The organism is Aeromonas piscicola, from assembly GCF_000820005.1.
GTDB classification, from domain to species: domain Bacteria; phylum Pseudomonadota; class Gammaproteobacteria; order Enterobacterales; family Aeromonadaceae; genus Aeromonas; species Aeromonas piscicola.
Map to the genome: position 1 here is coordinate 1 of NZ_CDBL01000033.1, position 24,144 is coordinate 24,144.

At 61.2% G+C, this 24,144-nt stretch carries 17 protein-coding genes and 1 rRNA gene; 11 read left to right on the forward strand and 7 right to left on the reverse strand.

From position 1 onward, the window contains the following. The first annotated feature begins 45 nt into the window (after positions 1 to 45). From rrf to BN1128_RS05255, 8 genes are all read left to right on the forward strand, one after another. Positions 46 to 160: ribosomal RNA gene (rrf, locus tag BN1128_RS05220) — 5S ribosomal RNA — on the forward strand. A 155-nt stretch (positions 161 to 315) separates the two neighbouring features. Beyond that, positions 316 to 1,281: a transcriptional regulator EbgR gene (ebgR, locus tag BN1128_RS05225; RefSeq protein ID WP_042866807.1), complete on the forward strand. Its 966-nt coding sequence runs from the start codon at positions 316 to 318 to the stop codon at positions 1,279 to 1,281. Positions 1,282 to 1,601: 320 nt separating this feature from the next. Further along, entirely contained in the window at positions 1,602 to 4,676 is a 3,075-nt protein-coding gene (gene ebgA, locus BN1128_RS05230) for a beta-galactosidase subunit alpha (protein ID WP_042866808.1), read from the forward strand. Next, complete coding sequence (locus BN1128_RS05235; RefSeq protein WP_042866810.1) at positions 4,673 to 5,128, forward strand: beta-galactosidase subunit beta; 456 nt, start codon at positions 4,673 to 4,675, stop codon at positions 5,126 to 5,128. The genes ebgA and BN1128_RS05235 overlap by 4 nt, the downstream gene beginning before the upstream one ends. 103 nt (positions 5,129 to 5,231) lie before the next feature. Beyond that, on the forward strand, positions 5,232 to 6,677 hold the full coding sequence (locus BN1128_RS05240; protein WP_042866812.1) for an amino acid permease: 1,446 nt from the start codon (positions 5,232 to 5,234) through the stop codon (positions 6,675 to 6,677). Positions 6,678 to 6,772: 95 nt separating this feature from the next. Continuing rightward, positions 6,773 to 7,111: a tRNA-binding protein gene (locus BN1128_RS05245; RefSeq protein ID WP_042866814.1), complete on the forward strand. Its 339-nt coding sequence runs from the start codon at positions 6,773 to 6,775 to the stop codon at positions 7,109 to 7,111. A gap of 167 nt (positions 7,112 to 7,278) precedes the next feature. Beyond that, positions 7,279 to 8,742, forward strand: coding sequence for an amino acid permease (locus BN1128_RS05250; RefSeq protein WP_042866815.1), 1,464 nt, complete (start codon positions 7,279 to 7,281; stop codon positions 8,740 to 8,742). Between the two features lie 202 nt (positions 8,743 to 8,944). Then, positions 8,945 to 9,895, forward strand: coding sequence for a bile acid:sodium symporter family protein (locus tag BN1128_RS05255; RefSeq protein WP_042866817.1), 951 nt, complete (start codon positions 8,945 to 8,947; stop codon positions 9,893 to 9,895). 88 nt (positions 9,896 to 9,983) lie between these two features. Here the strand turns inward: BN1128_RS05255 and ovoA are convergent, their stop codons facing one another. Beyond that, positions 9,984 to 12,134 (reverse strand): 5-histidylcysteine sulfoxide synthase, encoded by a 2,151-nt coding sequence (gene ovoA, locus BN1128_RS05260; RefSeq protein WP_042866819.1) that lies wholly within the window; start codon positions 12,132 to 12,134, stop codon positions 9,984 to 9,986. A 347-nt stretch (positions 12,135 to 12,481) separates the two neighbouring features. Here ovoA and BN1128_RS05265 point away from each other — a divergent pair, with 347 nt between their 5' ends. Next, on the forward strand, positions 12,482 to 13,204 hold the full coding sequence (locus tag BN1128_RS05265) for a head GIN domain-containing protein (protein ID WP_042866821.1): 723 nt from the start codon (positions 12,482 to 12,484) through the stop codon (positions 13,202 to 13,204). Positions 13,205 to 13,263: 59 nt separating this feature from the next. Here the strand turns inward: BN1128_RS05265 and fghA are convergent, their stop codons facing one another. Both fghA and BN1128_RS05275 read right to left on the reverse strand, forming a co-directional pair. Continuing rightward, a complete protein-coding gene (gene fghA, locus BN1128_RS05270) occupies positions 13,264 to 14,100 on the reverse strand; it encodes an S-formylglutathione hydrolase (protein ID WP_042866823.1) in 837 nt (278 codons plus the stop codon). A gap of 48 nt (positions 14,101 to 14,148) precedes the next feature. Further along, positions 14,149 to 15,276 carry an S-(hydroxymethyl)glutathione dehydrogenase/class III alcohol dehydrogenase gene (locus BN1128_RS05275; protein WP_042866825.1) on the reverse strand — a complete coding sequence of 376 codons (1,128 nt, stop codon included), beginning with the start codon at positions 15,274 to 15,276 and terminating at the stop codon, positions 14,149 to 14,151. A 120-nt stretch (positions 15,277 to 15,396) separates the two neighbouring features. Between BN1128_RS05275 and BN1128_RS05280 the strand changes: the two genes are divergently transcribed. Beyond that, entirely contained in the window at positions 15,397 to 16,302 is a 906-nt protein-coding gene (locus tag BN1128_RS05280; RefSeq protein WP_042866827.1) for a LysR substrate-binding domain-containing protein, read from the forward strand. 67 nt (positions 16,303 to 16,369) lie between these two features. On the opposite strand, the gene BN1128_RS05285 is transcribed toward BN1128_RS05280, so the two are convergent. The 4 genes from BN1128_RS05285 to BN1128_RS05300 all read right to left on the reverse strand — a co-directional run bounded on the left by BN1128_RS05285 (position 16,370) and on the right by BN1128_RS05300 (position 21,201). After that, positions 16,370 to 17,335, reverse strand: coding sequence for an ABC transporter permease (locus tag BN1128_RS05285; RefSeq protein WP_042866829.1), 966 nt, complete (start codon positions 17,333 to 17,335; stop codon positions 16,370 to 16,372). 2 nt (positions 17,336 to 17,337) lie between these two features. Continuing rightward, on the reverse strand, positions 17,338 to 18,456 hold the full coding sequence (locus BN1128_RS05290) for an ABC transporter permease (protein ID WP_042866832.1): 1,119 nt from the start codon (positions 18,454 to 18,456) through the stop codon (positions 17,338 to 17,340). Positions 18,457 to 18,538: 82 nt separating this feature from the next. Beyond that, positions 18,539 to 20,119 (reverse strand): ABC transporter ATP-binding protein, encoded by a 1,581-nt coding sequence (locus tag BN1128_RS05295; protein WP_042866833.1) that lies wholly within the window; start codon positions 20,117 to 20,119, stop codon positions 18,539 to 18,541. An 83-nt stretch (positions 20,120 to 20,202) separates the two neighbouring features. Beyond that, positions 20,203 to 21,201, reverse strand: a complete 999-nt coding sequence (locus BN1128_RS05300) for a BMP family lipoprotein (protein ID WP_042866835.1) — start codon at positions 21,199 to 21,201, stop codon at positions 20,203 to 20,205. A 430-nt stretch (positions 21,202 to 21,631) separates the two neighbouring features. On the opposite strand from BN1128_RS05300, the gene uvrD reads away from it, so the two are divergent. Continuing rightward, positions 21,632 to 23,803: a DNA helicase II gene (uvrD, locus tag BN1128_RS05305; RefSeq protein WP_042866837.1), complete on the forward strand. Its 2,172-nt coding sequence runs from the start codon at positions 21,632 to 21,634 to the stop codon at positions 23,801 to 23,803. Positions 23,804 to 24,144 lie beyond the last annotated feature (341 nt).

Sequence of the window (24,144 nt, forward strand, 5' to 3'; positions counted from 1 at the left end):
CTCTGGGTATCAGCACCAGTTTTAAGTCAGTTTTAACGCTTTTTGCCTGGCGGCCATAGCGCCGTGGAACCACCTGATCCCATGCCGAACTCAGAAGTGAAACGCGGTAGCGCCGATGGTAGTGTGGCATTCGCCATGCGAGAGTAGGACACTGCCAGGCTCCTATTTAGAAAAGGCCTCCCATTCGGGAGGCCTTTTTGCTTTGGAGTTTTTCCTCCCACCATGGGTTTCTTTTAGTAAAAATGCTGGGATGTCAGCACGTTGCCCGTTACTCTTGGTCTGGTATTGTCGGGAGTCATCGCCAGAGGAGTATGCATGGCCACGTTGAAGGAAATTGCGAAGGAGGCGGGGGTTTCCCAGGCGACTGTGTCACGGGTGCTCAATGAAGACCCAACGCTGAGCGTCAAGGAAGAGACCAGGCAGAAGATCTTCGAGATCGCCGAGCGGCTGGAATACAAGACCAGTACGGCTCGTAAAGGGGTGCACAAGAGCAAGCTGCACTTTCTGGCGGTCTATGCCTACCCGCAGAGTACCGAGGTCAACGATCCCTACTATCTCGCCATTCGCTATGGCATCGAGACCCAGTGTGCCCGCCTCAATATTGAGCTGACCCATTTCTACAACGGTGCCGAGGGGCGTGAGCTCTCCGCCGTCGACGGTATTCTGGTTATCGGCCATCTGCCACCTGAGCGGCTTGCCGCACTCTATTCCCTCTCTGCCCAGCTGGTGTTCGTGGACTGTCGCTCCCAGGGGGAGTTCGACTCGGTGGACGTGGATCTGGCGCTGATCAGCCAGCAGGTGGTGGATTTCTTCATTGCCCAGGGACACGGCCGCATCGGTTACATAGGTGGTCAGGATGAGGCTCCGGATCTGCGTGAGCTGGCCTTCCTCGACTATGGTCAGCGGCTGGGGGTGGTGCAGGAGAACGATCTCTATCGCGGGGACTTCTCCAGTGCCTCCGGCTATCGGCTGGCAAAAGAGATGCTGGCGGGGGATTGGCCCAAGGCCTTGTTTGTCGCCTCTGACTCCATCGCCATCGGTGTGCTGAGGGCCATCCACGAGAAGGGGTTGGCCATTCCCCAGCAAATTGAGCTTATCAGCGTCAACGATATTCCGACTGCCAAGTTTACCTTCCCGCCGCTCTCCACCGTACGGATCCACTCCGAGTTGATGGGCTCCCAGGGGGTCAATCTGCTGGTAGAACGGCTTCGCGACGAACGTGAGATCCCGCTGCGGGTACTGGTCCCCAGCCGACTGACCCTGCGTGGCACCACCCGGTAGTTTTAGTAAAACTCATTGGTTTTTAGCCGCGCCATTCTGACATGGTGCGGCGACTCTCTTCATCCCGGATAGACATTCCCACTCTTACTAAATGCTTAATATATTGTTATATAACAATATTATTGTTTCCTCTCTTATGAAGATCAACATCCATGCCACCCAGGCAGACAAACCCCTCCTTTAGTTCCGGCTTCTGATCTCGCTCACAAAACCATCCAGCCATTGTGATCAGGTTAAAACTTTACCGATCCAAAACTGATGTTTAGTAAATGTTTATCTAAAGTTTACCCAGTCAAAGTTGCCTTGTTCCGGGAGGACATGTGAATAACTGGGAAAACGTTCAATTCGTTGGTGAAAACAGGCTGGCTCCGCGCGCCTACTTCTTCTCTTATGCCGACCACTCGCTGGCGGCCACCATGCAGCGCGAGCTGAGCCGCCGCTTTCTCTCCTTGAGCGGCCAGTGGCAGTTCAACTACTTTGCACACCCCCTGCAGGTGCCGGAGGCCTTCTATCACAGCCCCATGAGCGAGTGGGGCCAGATCACAGTGCCCAACATGTGGCAGATGGAAGGGCATGGCAACCTGCAATACACCGATGAAGGCTTTCCCTTCCCCATCGACGTGCCCTTCGTGCCGACCAACAACCCCACCGGCGCCTATCAGCGCAGCTTTATGCTGAGCCCGGCCTGGGATGGCGAGCAGGTGATCATCAAGTTTGACGGGGTGGAGACCTACTTCGAGGTCTATGTGAACGGCCACTATGTCGGTTTCAGCAAAGGGAGCCGCCTCACCGCCGAGTTCGATATCAGCGCCTACGCCAACATCGGCGAGAACCTGCTGTCGGTGCGGGTGATGCAGTGGGCTGACTCCACCTATATCGAAGATCAGGACATGTGGTGGATGGCGGGGATCTTCCGCGACGTCTATCTGGTGGGCAAACCGGCCGCCCATGTGCAGGACTTCTTCATTCGCACCGCGCTGGCCGATGACAACCAGAGCGCTACCCTGAGCTGCGATATTCAGCTGGAAAATCTGGGTGCGACTGCCCGAGATCACCGTCTGGTCTGGTCGCTGCTGGATCAGGGCAGCGAGATCGCCAGCGGCTCGCTCGACAATCTCGTCATCGATGGCAAGTGTGACTGCCGCTTCACGCTGGATCTGGCCAACCCTCATCTGTGGAGTGCCGAAGACCCGTACCTCTACCAGCTGCAACTCTCCCTCTACAACGGTCAGGGCGAACTGCTGGAAGTGATCCCGCAGCGGGTCGGGGTGCGCGAGATCAAGGTCAAAGATGGCCTCTTCTACGTCAACGGCCACTACCTCAAGCTGCACGGGGTGAACCGTCACGACAACGACCACCTCAAGAGCCGCGCAGTCGGTATGGATCGGGTGGAGCGCGATATCGTGCTGATGAAGCAGCACAACCTCAACTCGGTGCGCACCGCCCACTACCCGAATGACCCGCGCTTCTACGAGCTGTGCGACCAGTACGGCCTGTTCGTGATGGCGGAGACCGACGTGGAGACCCACGGTTTTGCCAACGTCGGCGATCTCAGTCGCATCACCGACGATCCCTTCTGGGAGCCGGTGTTCATGGATCGCATCGAGCGCCACGTTCACGCCCAGAAGAACCACCCCTCCATCATCATCTGGTCGCTGGGGAACGAGTCCGGCTACGGCTGCAACATCAGAGCCATGTACCAGCGCTGCAAGGCGATCGACCCGACCCGGCTGGTGCACTACGAAGAGGATCGCGATGCCGAGGTGGTGGATGTGGTCAGCACCATGTATTCGCGCGTATCCCAGATGAACTGCTTCGGCGAGTTCCCTATGACTAAGCCGCGCATCCTCTGCGAATACGCCCACGCCATGGGCAACGGCCCGGGTGGTCTTAGCGAATACCAGCAGGTGTTCGACCGCCATCCCCACATTCAGGGCCACTACATCTGGGAGTGGTGCGATCACGGCATCCTGGATCAGGACGAGCAGGGCCGCCCCGTTTACAAATACGGCGGCGATTACGGCGACTACCCCAACAACTACAACTTCTGCATGGATGGCCTCATCTATCCGGATCAGACTCCTGGGCCGGGCCTGCGCGAATATAAGCAGGTGATCTGCCCGGTCAAGGTGCGGGCGCTGGATCTTGCCAGCGGCCGGCTTGAGCTGGAAAACCGCTACTGGTTCTCCAATCTCGACGACATTCGCCTGCTGGTCGAGGTGAAGGCCGAGGGCGAGCTGCTGGTCAGCCAGCAAATCCGGCTGGAAGGGGTTGCCCCCGGTGCCATCACAGATCTGCTGCTCGAACTGCCATCCCTCGATGCACGGGAAACCTTCGTCCAGCTGCGGGTCATCAAGGCCACCGCCACTCGCTACAGTGCAGCGGAGCACGAGCTGGGCCAGTACCAGTTCCAGCTGAAAGAGTCGACTCGCCAGCTGCAGCCCTTTGCCAGCCCCAACGCCACCCCGTTGCAGATTGCCGACGAGCGGCTTGCGCTTGTCTTAAGCGGCAGTGGCTTCGCCCTGCGCTTCTCGCGCCTCGACGGCAAGCTGGTGAGCTGGCAGCAGGATGGCATCGAGCTCATCGAGCGCTCGCCGCGCCTCACCTTCTTCAAGCCGATGATCGACAACCACAAGCAGGAGTACGAGAGCCTGTGGCACCCGAACCACCTGCAGATCATGCAGGAGCACTTCCGCACCATGAGCTGGCGTCAGCTGGGTGACGCAGTCGAGGTGACGGTAGAGAGCCTGATAGCGCCCCCGGTGTTCGACTTCGGCATGCGTTGCCGCTACGTCTACACCCTGAGCCCGAACGGCCAGCTGCATGTGGCACTGTCCGGTCAGCCCTACGGCGGCTATGACGACATCATTCCCAAGATCGGCTTCGAGCTGGGTATTCGTCAGGATCTCGACCGGGTGCACTACTACGGCATGGGTCCGGGCGAGAACTATCAGGACAGCCGCCAGAGCAACTGGATCGACAGCTTCAACAGCACAGTGGGCGAGATGTGGGAGCACTACCCCTTCCCGCAGGACAACGGCAACCGCCAGCAGGTGCGCTGGGCGACCCTGACCAACCGTCACGGCGCCGGTCTCTACGTGCGACCCGATGCCCCCATCAACCTGAGCGTCTGGCCCTATAGCTGGGAGCATATCCACGCGGCGCAGCACATCAACGAGCTGCAGCCTAGCGGTTATCTCACCCTCAATCTGGATCACAAGGTGCTGGGGCTGGGCTCCAACTCCTGGGGCTCCGAGGTGCTGGACTCCTGGCGGGTGCGCTTCGAGCCGTTCAGCTTCGGCCTGACCCTGCTGCCCATCGCCCGCGGCAACCTCAATCCGGCTGCACTGGCCGGGCTCGATCTCACCATCAACGGCGGGAGGAACCTCGCATGATCACCCTGGACAACCTGACCCTGTTCAAAAACATCTACCGGGAGGGCAAGAAGTGGGGCCGCTGCGTGGAGGCCATCAACAACCTGGCAAACCTCAAGCCCGGCATCTGCCACTCCATCGGTGACTCTCTCACCTACCGCTTGCAGGAGGGGGCCAGCCCGGCCACCTCACTGTTCGAGGGGCAGCGTCGCTACTTCGACGTCCACTACTACCTGGAAGGGGAAGAGACGGTGGAGTGGGCTGCCAAGCGCGAGCTGCGGGTCGAGCGGGCCTATGACGACACCACCGACCGCGAGTGGCTGGCCGGTGAGGTCCGTGAGCGCCAGAAGATCGGCAACGGTCAGGTGGTGATCTTCGAGAACGACGAGGCTTACCGGTTCACGGGCGACAGCCCGGTGCGCAAGCTGATCATCAAGGTCACGGTCGAAGGCGGCTACTTCAAAAACAAATAACAAGCCGCTGGTTTTGCACTGATAAAAGCCGGAAGGGCGGGGCTCACCCTACAAACCATGCCCCGTCCTTTCGCTGAAATAACTACAGGTCTGGAGATGCACCATGTCTGATTCCAAACGGAATACGATAGGCAAGTTTGGTCTGCTGTCGCTCACCTTCGCGGCGGTATTCAGCTTCAACAACGTCATCAACAACAACATCGAGATCGGTCTGGCCTCAGCCCCGATGTTCTTTCTGGCCACCCTTTTTTACTTCATTCCGTTCTGCCTGATCATTGCGGAGTTTGTGTCACTGAACAAAAACTCCGAAGCGGGGGTGTATGCCTGGGTGAAGAGCTCCCTCGGCGGTCGCTGGGCCTTTATCTCCGCCTACACCTACTGGTTCGTGAACCTGTTCTTCTTCACCTCTTTGCTGCCGCGGGTCATCGCCTACGCCTCCTATGCCTTCCTCGGCTACGAATATATTTTCACCCCGCTGGCGACCACTTTCTTAAGCATGGTGCTGTTTGCCTTTGCCACCTATGTCTCCACTAATGGCGCCAAGCTGCTCGGCCCCATCACCTCGGTGACCTCGTCCCTGATGCTGCTGCTGACCCTCTCCTACATTCTGCTGGCAGGTGTGGCGTTAGTCGGTGGTGTACAACCGGCTGACCCCATCACGGTGGAGGCCATGGTCCCCGATTTCAGCTGGGCCTTCCTCGGTATCACCACCTGGATCTTCATGGCGGCCGGTGGCGCCGAGTCGGTCGCTGTCTACGTCAATGACGTGAAAGGCGGCTCCAAATCCTTCGTGAAAGTGATCATCGTCGCCGGGCTCTTCATTGGTGTGCTCTACTCCATCGCCTCCCTGCTGATCAACGTGTTTGTCCATAGCGACACCCTGAAATTTACCGGTGGCTCGGTGCAGGTGTTCGAGGGGCTGGCGGCCCATTTCGGTCTGCCCACCGTGCTGATGAACCGCTTCGTGGGTCTGGTCTCCTTCACCGCCATGTTCGGCTCCCTGCTGATGTGGACTGCCACCCCGGTGAAGATCTTCTTCTCCGAGATCCCGGCCGGCATCTTCGGCAAGAAGACGGTCGAGCTGAACGAGAACGGTGTGCCTGCCCGTGCAGCCTGGATCCAGTACCTCATCGTGCTGCCGCTGATGGTGATCCCGACCCTGGGTTCCAACACCGCGCAGGATCTGATGAACACCGTCATCAACATGACCGCTGCCGCCTCCATGCTGCCGCCGCTGTTCATCATGCTGGCCTACCTCAATCTGCGCCTGAAGCTGGATCACCTGCCACGGGATTTCAAGATGGGTTCGCGCACCACCGGTATCGCCGTGGTGTCGGTGCTGATCGCCATCTTCTCGGTTGGCTTCCTGGCCTCCACCTTCCCGACCGGCGCCGACATAGTGACCATCGTCTTCTACAACGTCGGCGGAATCGTGATCTTCCTGGGCTTCGCCTGGTGGAAATACAACAGATACGAAGCCTCCCTGAGCGAGGAAGCGCGCGCGAAAGAGGCCCTGCCGGCCGCTCAGGTTTCCATCCAGCCTTCCTGATCCCCAGCGAATGGGGTCCGAGTGGCCAAGAGAGTGAAAGCGGGTGGCGGTAGCCACCCGTGACAGGTTGAACCACAGAACAGAAGGAGCATGGAATGAGCGAGACGATCGAGTTTGCCGAATTCAAACGGGTCGAGATGAAGGTGGGCAAGGTGCTGGAGGTGGTGCGCCATCCCGGGGCCGACAAACTCTACATCGTTCAGATCGACGCGGGTGGCGAGCGGCCGCTGCAGACGGTCACCAGCCTGGTGCCCCATTACAGCGAGGAGGAGCTGCTGGGCAGCCAGGTGGTGGTGCTGACCAACCTCAAGCCCACCAAAATGCGCGGCGAGCGATCCGAGTGCATGTTGCTCTGCGCCGAGACCCCGGACGAGAGCCAGAGCGTGCTGCTGCAACCTCGGGTGCCGATGGCACCGGGCACTCCGATCGTCTGAATGGGATTGCGAGCCGGTGCGGTGAGACTGCACCGGTTCACCAACGAGGCCGCCCAGGCGGCCCGATTATAACAAGAGAGTAAAGAGCGGGGCCGACAGACCCTGGCCGAACACATCACAGAGTCACAGCGTTACCCGCAGGGAACGCGAGTCCATTGGAGGACACCATGTCTGAATCCGTACGCGGCACCATAGGCAAGTTTGCCCTGTTGTCGATGACCTTTGCCGCCGTGTTCAACGTGCGCAACATAGTCAACAACAACATAGAACTTGGGCTCAGCTCGGCACCCATCTTTCTGCTGGCCACGCTCGTCTATTTCATCCCCTTCGTGTTCATCATTTCCGAGTTCGTCTCGGCCAACAAGAGCTCCGAATCGGGCATGTATGACTGGCTCAAGAAACCGCTGGGCACCCGAATGGCCTATCTGGGCTCCTTCCTCTACTGGTTCGTGAACCTGTTCTGGTTCGTTTCCCTGTTGCCCAACGTTATCGCCTACGCCTCCTACGCCATGCTGGGGTATGAATACAGTTTCTCCCCCATGGTGACCTCGATCATCTCCATAGCGCTGTTCGCGGCGGCGACTCATATCTCCACCAAGGGGGCGACCTGGCTCGGCAAAATTGCCGAACTGGTGGCCTACGGGGTGTTCGCGCTGTTTGCCATCTATGTGCTGGGTGCCCTGATGGCGCTGAGTGGTGACCATGTGGCGGCCCAGCCCATCACGCTGGAAGCCATGACCCCCACAGTCAACTGGGCGACGTTGGGCATCATGTGCTGGATTTTCCAGGCGGCGGGCGGTGCCGAGACGGCGGCGGCCTATCTCAATGACGTCAAAGGCGGTCAGAAGTCCTTCATCAGGGTGATCATCACCGCCGGTATCGTCATCGGTGCCATGTATGCGTTGGGTTCCCTGCTGGTGAACGTGTTCGTGCCGCGTGAAAGCCTCACCTATGCCGGCGGCATGGTGGAGATCTTCACCGGCATGGCCCAGTACTTCCACCTGTCCGAGGCGCTGGTCGGCCGTGCGGTCGGGGTTGTGCTGTTCATCGCCATGTTCGGCTCCATGATGATGTGGACCTCGGCCCCGGTGAAGATCCACTTCTCCGAGATCCCCCAGGGCGTCTATGGCGAGAAGACCACCCAGCTCAACGAGCATGGGGTGCCGGTACGCGCCGCCTGGTGGCAGTTTGTGTTCGTGTTCGTGATGTTGGTGATCAACGGCTTCGGCTCCGAGTCGGTGCAGCAGATGATGAACACCGCCATCAACCTCACCGCAGGTACCGCCATGCTGCCGCCCATCTTCATCATGGTGGCCTACTTCGTGTTCCGCTGGAAACACGACGATACCCCCCGCGACTTCCGCATGGGCTCGCGCAAGTTCGGTATGGCAGTGGTTTCGGTGCTGATCGCCATCTTCGTGGTGAGCATGAGCGCCTCCGCCTTCCCGAGCGGGGTGGATCTGGTGCGTGCCTTCTTCATCAACGTCTTTATGACGGCGGTGTTTTCGGCGCTGGCCTACTGGTGGATCTCCCGCTTCGAGAAGCGCCAGGCCCGCAAGCCTGGTGGTAATGACAAGAAAACCGGTAACGGCAAGCTGGCAGGTGGTGCCAAGCTGGCCAAGCAGCGCTGAATAACCGGGCTGGCCGCCAGCCCGGGTTGTTTAATTTCCTGCACGCTGCGAGGGGCCGCTCAACTTTGCGCCTCCCGCATATCGGGGTAAGCTGGGGATTCGTTTCAACGGGAGGTGCCAGACACCTCCTGTTGTGTTTCTTGTCGTCCCTGAACCCGGCCTCTTTGATGAGGGCGGGATCTGCTTCCGATGGAGACCACTCGTGCGTCTGGATCCCTTTACCTGTGTGCTTATTCTGGTGGTCACCCTGGCCTCCCTCTTTCCCTGCGAGGGGCAGGTTGCCGTCTGGTTCGCGCTGCTGACCAAGCTGGCGGTGGCACTCTTGTTCTTCATGCACGGCGCCAAGCTGTCGCGCCAGAACTTGCTGGCGGGGCTGGGTCACTGGCGACTGCATCTGGTGGTGATGGCCAGCACTTTCGTGCTGTTCCCGCTGCTGGGGCTGCTGCTCACGCCGCTGGTGCCGCTCTGGCTGAGCCCGGCCATCTACCTCGGCTTCCTCTATCTGTGCGCTTTGCCTGCCACAGTGCAGTCGGCCATCGCCTTTACCTCCATGGCGGGGGGCAATGTGTCGGCGGCTGTGTGCAGTGCCTCGGCCTCCAGTATCCTCGGCATCTTCCTCTCCCCCGTGCTGGTGGGGCTGATGATCAATGTACAGGGGGAAGGGATCGATACCTGGCACTCCATCCAGGCCATCATGGTGCAGCTGATGCTGCCGTTTGTGGTGGGTCATCTGTCGCGGCCGCTCATTGGCCGCTGGGTCGACAGCCATCGTCCGCTTATCGGCAAGCTGGATCAGAGCTCCATCCTGCTGGTGGTCTATGTGGCCTTCAGCGAGGCGGTGGTGCAGGGGATCTGGCATCAAGTCGGTTGGTACGATCTTGCCAGCATAGTGCTGCTCAGCTGCGTACTGCTGGCGCTGGTGCTGGGTTGGAACGTCTGGATCAGCCGCCGGCTCGGCTTCAACAAGGCGGACGAGATCACCATAGTCTTCTGCGGATCCAAGAAGAGCCTCGCCAATGGTGTGCCCATGGCCAACGTCATGTTCCCGGCCGCCAGCGTCGGTGTCATGGTGCTGCCGCTGATGATCTTTCACCAGATCCAGCTGATGGTGTGCGCCGTGCTGGCCCGCCGCTATCACGAGCAGGGGGCCTGAGCCCCGCCGGGTGCTCGCGACAATGGAAAAAAGGGAGGCCTATCGGCCTCCCTTTTTCATTTTCCCGGCCCGTGGCCGTCGCTGCTATCTAGCGCTTACGCCAGACGGTGAGCTGGGCCAGCGTGTGCTGGTACTTGCGGGCTGTCTCGCGAATGACGAAGGGGACATCTCGCGGTGGGCAGTGCTCCTCGAACTCCTCGGCCAGCAGCCGTTGCAGCGCCTGATAGGTGCTGAGGGCCTCGCCATTTTCACGGATGCCGCCGAGCCAATTGGCCTTGGGGGTGTAGTCGGTCAGCCAGGTGTAGGGGCTGGTGAGCACCAGCAGGCCACCGCTGCGCAGTCTGGGAGCTATGTCGCGCAGGAAGCGGGCCGGTTCGCGCAGCCGGTCGATCAGGTTGGCGGCGAGCACCAGATCGTAGTCGCCGTATTTGGGCTTGAGGTTGCAGGCATCCCCCTGGCTGAAGTGGACGCGGCCGGTCTGTTCGGCGCCGAGATCCAGGCTCGACAGCCGCGCCTCGCAATACTCCACCAGATCTCCCTCCAGTGGCACGGCATAGCGGAAGCTGTCCTGGCTGGCGAGGGCGAGTGCCACGTCGATGAAGCGGGCCGAGTAGTCCACCCCGTCCACATGCTGGAAGTGACGGGCCAGTTCGAAGCTGGCGCGACCGGTGGCGCAGCCTATGTCCAGCGCACGCTGGTGGTTGCCGCCCAGCTCGCTGGCAAGGTCGGCCAGCGTTTTGGCGTAGTTGGCCACGCCGAAGTGGGCCGGGCCGTACTGGAAGTCGAGGTATTGTGCTACGAGCGTGTCGGTTTCATAAGGATTCACGATAACGGGTTCCTGATAACGGGAGACCAGATAGCGGAAGCCCGCATGCTGGAAGAAGTGGCGACGAAAGGCGTAACGGGATGACTTGAGGGCCTCGTTGCCCGTGCTTATCCAGCTGCCGCCCTTGATGAGGGTGTGCTTGCCATCGAAGGTCGGAGTGGAGAAGTCATCGTAGAGGGGGTGTACCTTGAACCCCTCGAAGCCGTCGATGGCGGTGCTGGTCCACTGCCAGACGTTGCCCACCAGATCGAAGAAGCTACCCTGGGGGAAGGCGTCCACCGGGCAGGAGGAGGCGAAACGGGCCAGATTGAGGTTGCCGGGTGCCTCAACCCAGTCCGGCTGATCCCCCGCCAGCTGATCGCGCAGCAGCGCCCACTCCCCCTCGCTCGGCAGCTGGATGGGCAGCCCGGTCTGGGCCGCTTTCCAGCGGCAGAAAGCGGCGGCCTCCAGCTGATTGACCTCGGCGGGCCAATCCCAGGGCATGGCCACCCGCTCCGTCATCAGCCGCAGTTGCAGTTGCTCGGGTTCGCTGGGATCGCCGACCCAGAAGCTGGGCATGCGCGCCCTGGCATACTGGCACCAGCCCCAACCCTCCTCATCCCACCACTGCTGCTGCTCATACCCCCCCGCCTGCACGAAGGCGAAATAGTCGGCATTGCTGACCAGCATGCGGCTGGCCTGAAAGGGGGCTACGTCGATGTGGCGCTCGCCATATTCGTTGTCCCAGCCGTAGGTGGCATCCTGCTTGCCGAGCTGCACCTGACCCCCTGCCACCGGCAGCAGGCTGTTGGCAGGCACGTCCGCCATCTGATGGCGTACCTGGGGGCAGGCGGGCCAATAGGGGCGGGGCCGTACCCAGGCCAGTGGCAGCTGGCGGATCAGCACGCTGGAGGTTTCGAGGTGGATGCGCTCGTGCTCTATCCCCATCAATATGACCCAGGCCGGGCTCTGCCAGTCGATGGGCAGGGTCAGCGGCATCCGCTCGATGAAGTCGACCACCAGGGCGCGCACCTGTGCGCGGTAGTCGCGCAGCTCGGCGACGGCGGGCCAGTCGTAGTGGGTCTCGTCGAGATCGTCCCAGCTCATCTCGTCCACCCCGATGGCCACCATGGCCTCGATGCGGGCGTCGAGGCGACTGTCGATGAGGCGGGCCGCCAGCAGCTTGTTGATGAAGAAGGCGGCTGTGTGGCCGTAGTAGAAGATCAGCGGATGGCGCAGCGGGATCGCCTTGTTGAACCAGGCGCGCTCATCGGCCAGACAATCGAACAGTGAGTCGTAGAGGTCGAAGGTCTGGCAGAAGTAGCCGAGCAGTTCGCGGCGCTTCTGCTCGGGATCGCTGCCGGTCAGCAGCGGGGTACGGGTCGGCGCGGGCAGGCCGATGGCGGTGGAAAACTGGGTGCTGACTTGGGTCACACTCTGACTCCTTGTTGGCAGTAGTAAATGGATTACCGCAATGGAGAGCTTTATACGCACAAGGTATCACTATTGGCTCAACAGACAGGTGCGACAACCAAAAACTTCCCTGGCTCGTCAGCAGGGTGGCCCGGCGGGCGGTTGCAGGCTGACCGGGACTTGCCCCCATTTGGGCATGGTCAGTTTTACCAACTTATGGTCTGAATGGCTCTCTACATTTTGATGACGATGGCATGAATAATTATTATATCCATAAAAATCATGCAGTTGTTGATTTGGCATGGGGTTTGCCATCTATGAGGACCAAATGGTCTGAAGACGGCCAGATCACAACGAGGAGAGTGGCGATGAAATGGATGATGGGCATGATGCTGGTCGTGGGGCTCAGTGGTTGCAGCTGGCTGGATGATACCCGGGTGACCGGGGCGGGGGCTGTCATCGAGCAGCATCAACCCATGGGCAAACAGGTGACCCGGGTGTTGGCCGGTGTGCCCGCCAGTATCCATCTGGTAGCGGGTGAGGCGAGCGGTATTCATATCAAGGGACAGGAGAACCTCTTGCCCTATCTGGTGCTGACCGAGAAGGGAGACAAGCTGGAGATAGAGGTGAAGGATGGCTATCGGCTCGATCCCACAGAGCCGCTGGAGCTCACCATCACACTGCCGGAGCTCCATGAGTTGGCGCTGGCAGGCACGGGCAGCGGCGATCTGCATGGCTTCAAGGGTGACCAGCTGGTGCTGTCGCTGGCCGGCACGGGTGATATAGTCGCCAGCAAGCTGGATCTGAAGCGGCTGGAGGGCAACATAGCTGGCTCGGGCAGCCTGGATCTGGGTGAGGGCTCGGCCAAAGCCATGGAGCTGAACATTGCCGGCGCCGGCGATGTGCTGGGGGCCGGTCTCAGAAGCGAGCAGGTCGAGATCAATATCGCCGGCAGTGGGGATGTGGAGGTGCGGGCCCGGGATCGGCTCAAGGTCGGCATCGCCGGATCCGGTTCGGTCAGCTACTGGGGGGATCCCAAGCTGGAGAGCAAGATCGCGGGCTCGGGTGACGTGACTCGCCAGGGTAGCTGATGCCGCTGACCTCAAGCCGACAATCGAAAGCAGACAGGCCCGTGACGGGCCTGTCTCGATCAGAGGTGGCGGGCGTGGAAGCGCAGGTGCGCCTCGATAAAGCTCGCCACGAAGTAGTAGCTGTGGTCATAGCCGGCATGGCGGTTGAGCTCCAGCGGCCAGGCCATGTTGGCGGCGGCATCGGCCAGGGCGTCGATATGCAGCTGCTCGGCGAGGAAGGGGTCGTCCAGCCCCACGTCCACCAGAGTGGGCAGCGGCGTCACCTCATGGTGGCGCAGCAGTTGGCAGGTATCCCACTCCTGCCACAACAACGGATTGCTGCCGAGGTAGGCGCCGAGCGCCTTCTGGCCCCAGGGGCAGCGGCTCGGGTGGCTGATGGGGCTGAAGGCCGACACCGAGCGATAGCGACCAGGTTCGCGCAGGGCGGCGATCAGCGCGCCGTGCCCTCCCATGGAGTGACCGCTGATGGCGCGGCGGGTCGAGACCGGGAAGTGGGTCTCGATGAGCTCGGGCAGCTCGCGGGTGACGTAGTCATACATCTGGTAGTGATCGCGCCAGGGATGCTGGGTGGCATTGACGTAGAAGCCGGCCCCCATGCCGAGATCGTAAGCGGGGTCGTCCGCCACGTCTTCGCCGCGCGGGCTGGTGTCCGGCGCCACCAGGGCGATGCCGAGCTCGGCGGCGATGCGGTGTGCCCCCGCCTTCTGCATGAAGTTTTCATCGGTGCAGGTGAGGCCGGAGAGCCAGTAGAGCACGGGCACCTTCTGGCCGGTGAGGGCCTGGGGCGGCAGATAGATGGCGAAGCGCATCTCGCAGCCGAGCAGGCTGGAGCTATGGCTATAGCGCTTGTGCCAGCCATCGAAGCTCTTGTTGCTGCTGATAATGTCCAGATTCATCGAAGGACTCCTGCACCCCGCCCACGATGGCGGGCGGGGTGATCATGCTCAGTAGTGGATGACGGTGCGGATGCTCTTGCCTTCGTGCATCAGCTCGAACGCCTCGTTGATCCGGTCCAGCGGCATGGTGTGGGTGATGAAGTCATCGAGGCGGAACTCACCCTGCATGTAGCGCTGTACGTAACTCGGCAGTTCGCTGCGACCACGCACCCCGCCGAAGGCACTGCCGCGCCAGACCCGGCCTGTGACCAGCTGGAACGGACGGGTACTGATCTCCTGACCCGCGCCGGCCACGCCTATGATGACCGACTCGCCCCAGCCCTTGTGGCAGCACTCCAGCGCCGCGCGCATCACCTTGACGTTGCCGATGCACTCGAAGGAGAAGTCGACGCCGCCGTCGGTGAGATCAACGATCACCTCCTGAATCGGCTTGTCATAGTCGTTCGGGTTGATGCAGTCGGTGGCGCCCAGTTTGCGGGCCAGCTCGAATTTGCTCTCGTTGATGTCGATGGCGATGATGCGGCCGGCCTTGGCCAGACGGGCGCCGATCACGGCGGAGAGGCCAATGCCCCCCAGACCGAAGATGGCGACGCTCTCACCCTCTTTCACCTTGGCGGTGTTCATCACGGCGCCTATGCCGGTGGTGACGCCGCAACCGAGCAGGCAGACCTCTTCCAGCGGGGCGGCCGGGTCCACCTTGGCGATGGAGATCTCGGGCAGTACCGTGTATTCGCTGAAGGTGGAGGTGCCCATGTAGTGATAGATGGGCTGGCCATCCTTGGAGAAACGGGTGGTGCCGTCCGGCATCAGCCCCTTGCCCTGGGTGGCGCGGATCTTCTGGCACAGGTTGGTCTTGCCGGATTTGCAGAACTTGCACTCGCCGCACTCGGGGGTGTAGAGCGGGATCACGTGGTCCCCCACCTTGACGCTGGTGACGCCCGCGCCGACGGACTCGACTATGCCGCCGCCCTCGTGGCCCAGGATGCAGGGGAAGACCCCTTCCGGATCTTCACCGGACAGGGTGAAGGCATCTGTGTGGCAGACACCGGTGGCGACTATGCGTACCCGTACTTCACCGGCCTGGGGTGGCATGACCTCGACCTCTTCGATGGAGAGGGGCTGACCCGGTCCCCAGGCGATGGCGGCTTTACACTTGATGCTTTGAACCTGTGCCATGAATGACATCCTTCTTGTTGCGGTAGGTGAGCAGAGATGAACTCAGGCATGCAGTGTAGTTTCTCTTCGATTTGGTGATAATAAGGCTAAATATCAAATCACTTTTACACACAGGTAATAATGCTCGGCTGGGAAGGGATCTGTGAATTTGTCAGCGTGGCGGAGCAGGGGGGCTTTACCCCGGCGGCGCGCAAGCTGGGGGTGTCGGTGGCTCAGATCAGCCGGCAGGTGGCACAGCTGGAAGACAGGCTGCAGGCCAAGCTGCTGCTGCGTACCACCCGTCAGGTGCGGCTCACCGAGCTTGGCGAAATCTATTACCGCCACTGCCGCCAGCTGCTGGACAACCTCTACGAGGCCGAGCTGGCGGTGGGGCGCCATCAGGCGGTGCCGCAAGGGTCTTTGCGCATCACGGCACCCGTCTCCTATGGCGAGAGCCGCATAGCCCCGTTGGTGAACGACTTCATGGTACGTTTCCCCCAGCTGGAGGTGACCCTCAATCTCACCAACCAGCTGCTGGATCTGGTGCACGAAGGTTACGATCTGGCGATCCGGCTTGGTCACCTCAAGGATTCGAGTCTGGTGGCGCGCAAGCTGGCGCAGCGGGTGCCCTATGTGTGCGCCTCGCCAGCCTACACGGCCCGCCACGGCATGCCCAACAGCCTCTCCGAGCTGACCCGCCACACCTGTCTGATAGGTAATGGCGACGAGTGGTACTTCACCCTGGATGGCCGCCCCCACAGCGTGCGGGTGCACGGTCTGCTGCAGTGCAACAGCGGCCACGCCCTGCTGGACGCGGCGCTCAAGGGGATCGGCATCATCCAGTTGCCGGACTACTACGTGAGTGACCATCTGGCCCGGGGGGAGCTTGTCGAGCTGCTGCCCGAGCTGCGGGCACCGGAGGAGGGGATCTGGGCCCTCTATCCCCACAATCGCCACCTCTCCCCCAAGGTGCGGCTGCTGGTGGATTACCTGGCCGAGTGGCTGAGTGATCCCCATCAACCCGCGCTGGTGCGACCGGTCGGTTGAGCGTGCGGCATGAAAACGGACATAAAAAAGGCCCGCTTGTGCGGGCCTCTTGTTGAGAGCGGAAGGGCTATTCCCTTTCCTTGACGTAGGGGGTGCCGAGTGCCTTGGGTGCCACCGCCTTGCCGATGAAACCGGCAAGCAGGAACACAGTCAGTATGTAGGGCAGCGCCTCTATGGCCTGCACCGGAATGGCGAAGCCACCTATGCTGACCCCTTGCAGCCGGATGGCGACCGCATCGAGGAAGCCGAACAGCAGGCAGGCCGCCATGGCATTCCAGGGGCGCCACTTGCCGAACACCAGCGCCGCCAGCGCCATGAAGCCTTTGCCCGCGCTCATGTTGGGGATGAACTGGGCCGTCTGGGCCACTGCCAGATAGGTGCCACCAATACCGGCCAGCAGACCGCCTATGATGAGCGCGGTATAACGCATCCGCACCACGGAAATACCGGCGGTGTCGACCGCAGCCGGTGCCTCGCCCACGGCACGCAGACGCAGACCGAAGCGGGTGCGGAACAACACCCACCAGGCCAGCGGCACGGCGGCAAACGCCACGTACTCCAGCAGGGAGTGGCCGCTCAGCAGCTCGCTGTAGAGCTGGCCGATGACGGGCACGTCATACAGCTCCTTGGCGTAGGGCAGATCGATGGGGGCGAAGCGGGCCGCACCGGACAGCGCCGGGGTCTGGCCACCCTGATCGAACCAGTAACGGCCCAGGGTGACGGTCAGACCAGCCGCCAGTATGTTGATGGCCATGCCGCTCACCACCTGATCGCCCCTGTGGGTGATGGTGGCAAAGCCGTGCATCAGGGCGAACAGAATGGAGACGCCCACCCCTGCACCCAGACCAATCCAGGCAGAGCCGGAGACGGCCGCCGCCGCGCCGCTGGCGAACGCCGCCGCCAGCAACTTGCCTTCCAGCGCTATGTTGACCACACCGGAGCGTTCACAGAACATACCCGCCATGGCGGCCAGGATCAGTGGTGGCGCGGTTCGTATGGTGGCATCCAGCATCAGGATCAGAGTTTCGAACATGATCAGACTCCCTTGGCTTGCGCGGATGAGCGGTTGGCAAACGCCAGATAGAGCTGCTCGATGCGCGGACGCATCATGTGCTCAAGGGCGCCACAGAACAGGATTACCAGACCCTGCAGCACCACCACTATGTTGCGGTCGACCCCAAACTCGAAGCTGAGCTCGGCGCCCCCCTGATAGAGGAAGCCAAACAGCAGACTGGCGATGATGACGCCGACCGGGTGGTTGCGACCCATCAGGGCCACCGCGATACCGGTGAAGCCGAAGCCTTCCACGAAGTTGAGTTTGATCTGGTGCAGTTCGCCCTGCAGCACGTTGAGGGCGAAGAAGCCCGACAGCATGCCGGAGATCACCATGGCCAGGATCACCACCTTGGGATAAGAGATACCGGCGTAGGCGGAGGCGCTCTGGCTCGCACCCACGGAGCGGATCTCGTAGCCCCAGCGGGTATGCCAGATGAAGACCCAGACCAGGGCCGCACAGATCAGCGCCCAGAAGAAGCTGATGTTGAGCGGGCTGTTGGGCATCTCCATGCCGAAACCGCTCGCCAGCTCGCTGACCTTGGGCAACCAGCTCGCCTCGGCAAACACCTTGCTCTCGGTCGCCATGGAGCCCGCCGGCTTGAACACCTCGACCAGCAGGTAGGCCATCAGGGAGGCGGCGATGAAGTTGAACATGATGGTGGTGATGACGATGTGGCTGCCGCGCTTGGCTTGCAGCCAGGCCGGGATGAAGGCCCAGGCCGCACCGAACAGGCCACCGGCTATGATGGCCAGCGGCAGCAGCAGCGCGAACGGCAGGGAGTCGCCGAGCAGCAGACAGACCAGGCCGACGCCGAGGCCGCCGATATAGGCCTGACCTTCACCGCCGATGTTGAACAGGCCGGCATGGAAGGCCACCGCCACCGACAGGCCGGTGAAGATGAAACCGGTCGCGTAGTAGAGGGTGAAACCGACCCCTTCGCCGGTGCCGAAGGCGCCGTACCACATGATCTTGGCGGCATCGACCGGGTTGATGTCGAGGTAGTAGAACAGGATGGCCGACACCAGGAAGGCCAGCAATATGTTGACCGCGGGCAGCACGCCCACGGAGATCCAGGCAGGGATACGTGCTTGGCTCATGAGCGAGCCTCCTTGGCAATCTCGTCGGGGACTGGTGCGTTGACCATCATCAAACCCATTGTTTCACGGAAGGGTACCAGGTTCATGATGTGGCTCCTTGCGATTGGCTTGCCGCCACCTCGTCGGGAACTATGTTCGCCATCATCAGCCCTATGGTGCGCTCATCCGCCTTGGCGCCGTCCAGCTCACCGACGATGCGACCGTCGGCGATGACCAGGATCCGGTCAGACAGGCTCATGATCTCGTCCAGCTCCACCGACACCAGCAGCACCGCCTTGCCCTTGTCGCGCATGGCGATGATCTGCTGGTGGATGTACTCGATGGCGCCGATATCGACCCCGCGGGTCGGCTGACCGATCAGCAGCACATCCGGGTTCTGTTCCACTTCACGGGCGATCACCAGCTTCTGCTGGTTGCCACCGGAGAAGTTGGCCGTCTTGTGGTCGGGATGGGGCGGGCGCACGTCCCACTTGTCCATCTTGGCCTGGCAATCCTGCAGGATCGCCTCCTTGTTCTGCAGCCAGCCCTTGTTGTACTGGGGACGGCGGTGATAGCCCAGGATGAAGGCCTCTTGCGCCTCGAAGCGGTTGATAAGGCCCATCTTGTGCCTGTCTTCCGGCACATGGCCGAGGCCGAAGTTCCGCACCCGCTCGGGATCGGCCGGATGCGCCACGCTCACCTCGTGCGCTTGACCATTGCCTGTGATGGTAAAGCTGCCCTTGCTGGGCTTGATGATGCCGCCGAGCAGGCTTAGCAGCTCGGACTGGCCGTTGCCGGAGACGCCGGCGATGCCGACCACTTCACCGGCCCGCACCTCGAAGCTGACGGATTTGACCCGCTCCACCTTGGCATCGTCGAAGTAACTGAGCCCGTTGACTTTGAGTTTGGCCTCGCCCGGCTGGGTCGGGCCCTTGTCAACCTTGAGGCGCACCTTGCGGCCCACCATGAGTTCGGCCAGATGCTCCTTGTCGGTATCCTTGGTGGCGACGTGTGCCACCATCTCGCCCCGGCGCATGATGGAGACCTGATCGGTAATTGCCAGGATCTCCCGCAGCTTGTGGGTGATGAGGATGATGGTCGCGCCCTGATCCCGCAGCTTTTTCAGCACCTCGAACAGGTGATCCGCCTCTTGCGGGGTCAGCACCCCGGTCGGCTCGTCGAGGATCAGGATGCGGGCACCACGATAGAGCGCCTTGAGGATCTCGACCCGCTGTTGCAGGCCCACCGGAAGATCCTCGACCTTCTCGTGCAGTGGCACGTCGAGACCATAGTCCCGCGCCAGCTCGCCGAGCAGCTTCTCGGCCGCCGCCAGGCTCTGGCCCAGGTGCCAGCCGTTTTCCGCGCCGAGGATGACGTTCTCCAGCACGGTGAAATTGTTAACCAGCATGAAGTGCTGGTGCACCATGCCCACGCCTGCGGCGATCGCATCTTGTGAGCCATGGGGTTTGAAAGGATTGCCGTCGATGAACATCTCGCCTCTGTCGGCGTGGTAGAAACCGTAGATGATGCTCATCAGAGTCGACTTGCCGGCGCCATTTTCGCCGACGATACCGTGAATACTGCCTTTTTGAACCTTAAGGTCGATCTGCTTGTTGGCGTACACTTCGCCGAACCGCTTATCGATACCCCTTAATTCGATGGCATAGCGATCTGTCTGGTCCATGATGCAGTCCTTGCGGGTCATGAAGAGAGACTAAAAACCGGCCCCTACGGGCCGGTCGTTGGGTTGAGAGTAGTAGCGGTTACTCAGTATTTGCAGCTGTTGTCGCTCATATAGTCATGAACTTTGACCTTGCCGGAGATGATGTCGGCCTTGATGGCGTCAACCTTGGCTTTCATGTCTGCGCTGATCAGCTTCTCGTTGTCTTTGTCGAGTGCCCAATCCACACCGCCCTCGGCCAGGCCCAGGTTCTTGATACCCGGTTTCCAGGTGCCCTTGGCGGCGTCATCCCAGGTCTGATAAGCGGCCAGACCCACGGATTTGACCATGGAGGTCAGCATGGTGCCCGGTTGCAGGTGGTTCTGGTTGGAATCCACGCCGATGGCGAACTTGCCTTCATCCTTGGCTGCCTGGTAAACACCGATACCAGTACCACCGGCTGCGGCGTAAACCACATCGACGCCCTTGGCGAACTGGGATTTGGCCAGCTCGGCACCCTTGGCCGGGTCAGCAAACGCTGCCGGGGTGGAGCCTGTCATGTTCTGGAACACTTCGATCTTCGGATTGACGTACTTGGCACCCTGCTCGTAGCCGCACTCGAACTTGCGGATCAGCGGGATATCCATGCCGCCCACGAAGCCGACCTTGCCGGTTTTGGAGGCGATGGCAGCCAGCGCACCCACCAGGAAGGAGCCTTCATGCTCCTTGAAGATGAGGGACTGCACGTTCGGCTTGTCGACCACCATGTCGATGATGGTGAACTGGGTTTTCGGGAATTCGGTCGCGACTTTCTCGACGGCCGAGCCCATGTTGAAGCCGACGGCGACGATCGGGCCGTTGCCACGGCTGGCCAGACGACGCAGGCCCTGCTCACGCTGGGCTTCGTTCTGGGGTTCGAACTCCTTGACCTTGACGCCTTTGTCCTTGTTGTAGACTTCGACGCCGTTACGGAACACGGCTTCGTTGAATGACTTGTCGAATTTGCCAGCGGTGTCATAGATGACGGCGGGCTGGGAAGCTGCCTGAGCGGAAAGGGCAGCGAGAGTGAGGGTGGCCACGGTGGCCAGCTTGAGCACTTTAGTCACGATCGTATCCTTGATTGTTATGTGAGGGTCCACAACCTGCCGGAGCAGGCCATAAAGTACGCTGGCTAACTGTAAGTGAGCCACGGTGCGGGTCAAGGAGATCATAAAGGAAAAACGTTTGCGGTAACGGTTTGAAATATAAGCAGATCAATTTATAAGTGGTTGTTTTGATGCCTGTTTTCAGATTTAAATTCTGCAAAAACCGGGCTTCAAATGACATTTTTGTTTATATTCATATGGTTATAAGCAAGCGTTTTCGCCCTGCAGGCTAAAAAGTGGTTTCTATTGGTGCCTGTTTATGTTCCATGCCCGTTTTGGCCCCTCCGGACCCAGGCCCGACATACCAGGTTGCGCCGGTCGTTCACGCCGATTTGGTCTGTGGCGCCACAGGTCGTATAATCCCCGCCTGTATAAATAAACAGGAGTGGTGATGGACGTTTCAACCCTGCTCGACGGGCTCAACGACAAGCAAAGAGATGCCGTTGCGGCGCCCCGCAGCAACCTGCTGGTGCTGGCCGGCGCCGGTTCGGGCAAGACCCGGGTGCTGGTGCACCGTATTGCCTGGCTGATGCAGGTGGAGCGTTGCTCACCCTTCTCCATCATCGCCGTGACCTTTACCAACAAGGCGGCGGCCGAGATGCGCGGCCGGGTCGAGAAAGTGTTGGGCAGCATGCAGCGCGGCATGTGGATAGGCACCTTCCACGGTATCGCCCACCGTCTGTTGCGGGCCCACCACCTGGATGCGGGTCTGCCGCAGGATTTCCAGATCCTCGACTCCGACGACCAGTACCGCCTCATCCGCCGCGTCATCAAGGCGCTCAACCTGGACGAGAAGCACTGGGCCCCCCGCGCCGTGATGAGCTACATCAACGGCAAGAAGGACGAGGGCTTGCGCCCCGGCGACATCGACCTCTACGGCGACCCCGTCACCCGCACCTATCAGCAGATCTACCAGACCTATCAGGAGACCTGCGATCGCTCCGGGCTGGTGGACTTTGCAGAACTCTTGCTGCGCGCCCACGAGCTGTGGCTGAACAAGCCGCACATCCTTGAGCATTACCGGGATCGCTTCCAGAACATACTGGTGGATGAATTCCAGGATACCAACGGCATCCAGTACGCCTGGCTGCGGATGTTGGCAGGGGATTCCGGCAAGGTGATGATCGTCGGCGACGATGACCAGTCCATCTACGGCTGGCGCGGCGCCAAGATAGAGAACATCCAGCGCTTCCTGACCGACTATCAGGGCGCCGAGACCATACGCCTGGAACAGAACTACCGCTCCACCGCCAATATCCTCAAGGCCGCCAACTGCGTCATTGCCAACAACTCGGAGCGGCTCGGCAAGGAGCTGTGGACCGAGGGGGCCGAGGGGGACCCGATTTCGCTCTATGCCGCCTTCAACGAGGTGGACGAAGCGCGCTTCGTGGTCGGTCGTCTCAAGGACTGGAAAGAGAAGGGCGGCCTCTTGGCCGACTGCGCCATCCTCTACCGCTCCAACGCCCAGTCGCGGGTGCTGGAAGAGGCGCTGATGCAGGACGCCATGCCCTACCGCATCTACGGCGGCCTGCGCTTCTTCGAACGGCAAGAGATCAAGGACGCCATGGCCTACCTGCGGCTGATCAACAACCGCGGCGACGACGCCAGCTTCGAGCGGGTGGTCAACACCCCGACCCGCGGCATCGGCGATCGCACCCTCGAGATCCTGCGTGGCAACGCCCGCGATCAGGGGCTCAACCTGTGGCAATCGGCCAAGGGGCTGCTCAATGACAAGGTGCTGACCGGTCGTGCCGGCAATGCGGTGCGTGGCTTCGTTGATCTGCTGGATGCGCTGGAAGAGAAGGTCTCTCTATTGCCGCTGCACCAGCAGGCCGATATCGCCATCCAGCACTCCGGCCTCAAGGCCATGTATCTGGCGGAAAAAGGCGAGAAATCCCAGGCACGGGTAGAGAACTTGGACGAGCTGGTCACCGCCTGCCGCCAGTACCAGCGTCCGGACGAGCTGGAAGAGATGAGCGATCTCTCCGCCTTCCTCGCTCACGCGGCGCTGGAATCCGGCGAGAATCAGGCGGACGAATATGCCGATGCGGTGCAGCTGATGACCTTGCACAGCGCCAAGGGGCTGGAGTTCCCGCTGGTGCTGCTGGTCGGCGTCGAAGAAGGCATGTTCCCCAGCCAGCAATCGACCGAGGAGTCGGGTCGGTTGGAAGAGGAGCGGCGCCTCTGTTACGTGGGCATGACCCGCGCCATGGAGAAGCTCTACATCTGTTATGCCGAGAGCCGCCGCATCTACGGCCGCGAGATGTTCCACAAGCCGAGCCGCTTTATCCGCGAGATGCCAGCCGAGTGTCTGGAAGAGATCCGCCTGCGCACTCAGGTCAGCCGCCCCACCCAGTACGGTCGCTTTAGCCAGAACGAAGTGCAGCAGAGCTTCGACGCCAGCGGCATCAAGCTCGGCCAGCGGGTGCTCCATCCAAAATTCGGGGAAGGGGTAGTACTCAACTTCGAAGGGGTCGGCCAGCAGAGCCGGGTACAGATCCAGTTCGACGAGGTCGGCGCCAAGTGGCTGGTGACGGCGTATGCCCGCCTTGAAGCGCTGTAAGGCGCAGCACACCCACCTGTGATGTGAAAAGGAGCCGATGGCTCCTTTTGCTTTGGTGTTCTGTGGCTGACTCGACTGTCTTTTGCAAATAGCACGGCTGGCGCCGTGCAGGACGCGAGGGCGTTGCCCTCGACAGGGTTTCGCCCGCCCTTCGGGCTTGGGCGAGTGACTTTGGAAAGACCCAAAGTCACCAAAGGTCTTCTCCCCCGCCAATCCGCTGGCTTCGCCAGTACCCTCGGTTCAGAGTTAACGTCGGACGGGCCGCCGCAGACGGCACATCCCTGTGCCGACTGCGGCTACACCATCATCCCTGATGGCGTCCCTGACGTTGCCTCTGATCC

Coding starts and splice junctions, on each gene's coding strand:
- ebgR (WP_042866807.1), top strand. CDS start 316: ATGGCCACGTTGAAGGAAATTGCGAAGGAGGCGGGGGTTTCCCAGGCG.
- BN1128_RS05235 (WP_042866810.1), top strand. CDS start 4,673: ATGATCACCCTGGACAACCTGACCCTGTTCAAAAACATCTACCGGGAG.
- BN1128_RS05240 (WP_042866812.1), top strand. CDS start 5,232: ATGTCTGATTCCAAACGGAATACGATAGGCAAGTTTGGTCTGCTGTCG.
- BN1128_RS05245 (WP_042866814.1), top strand. CDS start 6,773: ATGAGCGAGACGATCGAGTTTGCCGAATTCAAACGGGTCGAGATGAAG.
- BN1128_RS05250 (WP_042866815.1), top strand. CDS start 7,279: ATGTCTGAATCCGTACGCGGCACCATAGGCAAGTTTGCCCTGTTGTCG.
- BN1128_RS05265 (WP_042866821.1), top strand. CDS start 12,482: ATGAAATGGATGATGGGCATGATGCTGGTCGTGGGGCTCAGTGGTTGC.
- fghA (WP_042866823.1), bottom strand. CDS start 14,100: ATGAATCTGGACATTATCAGCAGCAACAAGAGCTTCGATGGCTGGCAC.
- BN1128_RS05275 (WP_042866825.1), bottom strand. CDS start 15,276: ATGGCACAGGTTCAAAGCATCAAGTGTAAAGCCGCCATCGCCTGGGGA.
- BN1128_RS05280 (WP_042866827.1), top strand. CDS start 15,397: ATGCTCGGCTGGGAAGGGATCTGTGAATTTGTCAGCGTGGCGGAGCAG.
- BN1128_RS05285 (WP_042866829.1), bottom strand. CDS start 17,335: ATGTTCGAAACTCTGATCCTGATGCTGGATGCCACCATACGAACCGCG.
- BN1128_RS05290 (WP_042866832.1), bottom strand. CDS start 18,456: ATGAGCCAAGCACGTATCCCTGCCTGGATCTCCGTGGGCGTGCTGCCC.
- BN1128_RS05295 (WP_042866833.1), bottom strand. CDS start 20,119: ATGGACCAGACAGATCGCTATGCCATCGAATTAAGGGGTATCGATAAG.
- uvrD (WP_042866837.1), top strand. CDS start 21,632: ATGGACGTTTCAACCCTGCTCGACGGGCTCAACGACAAGCAAAGAGAT.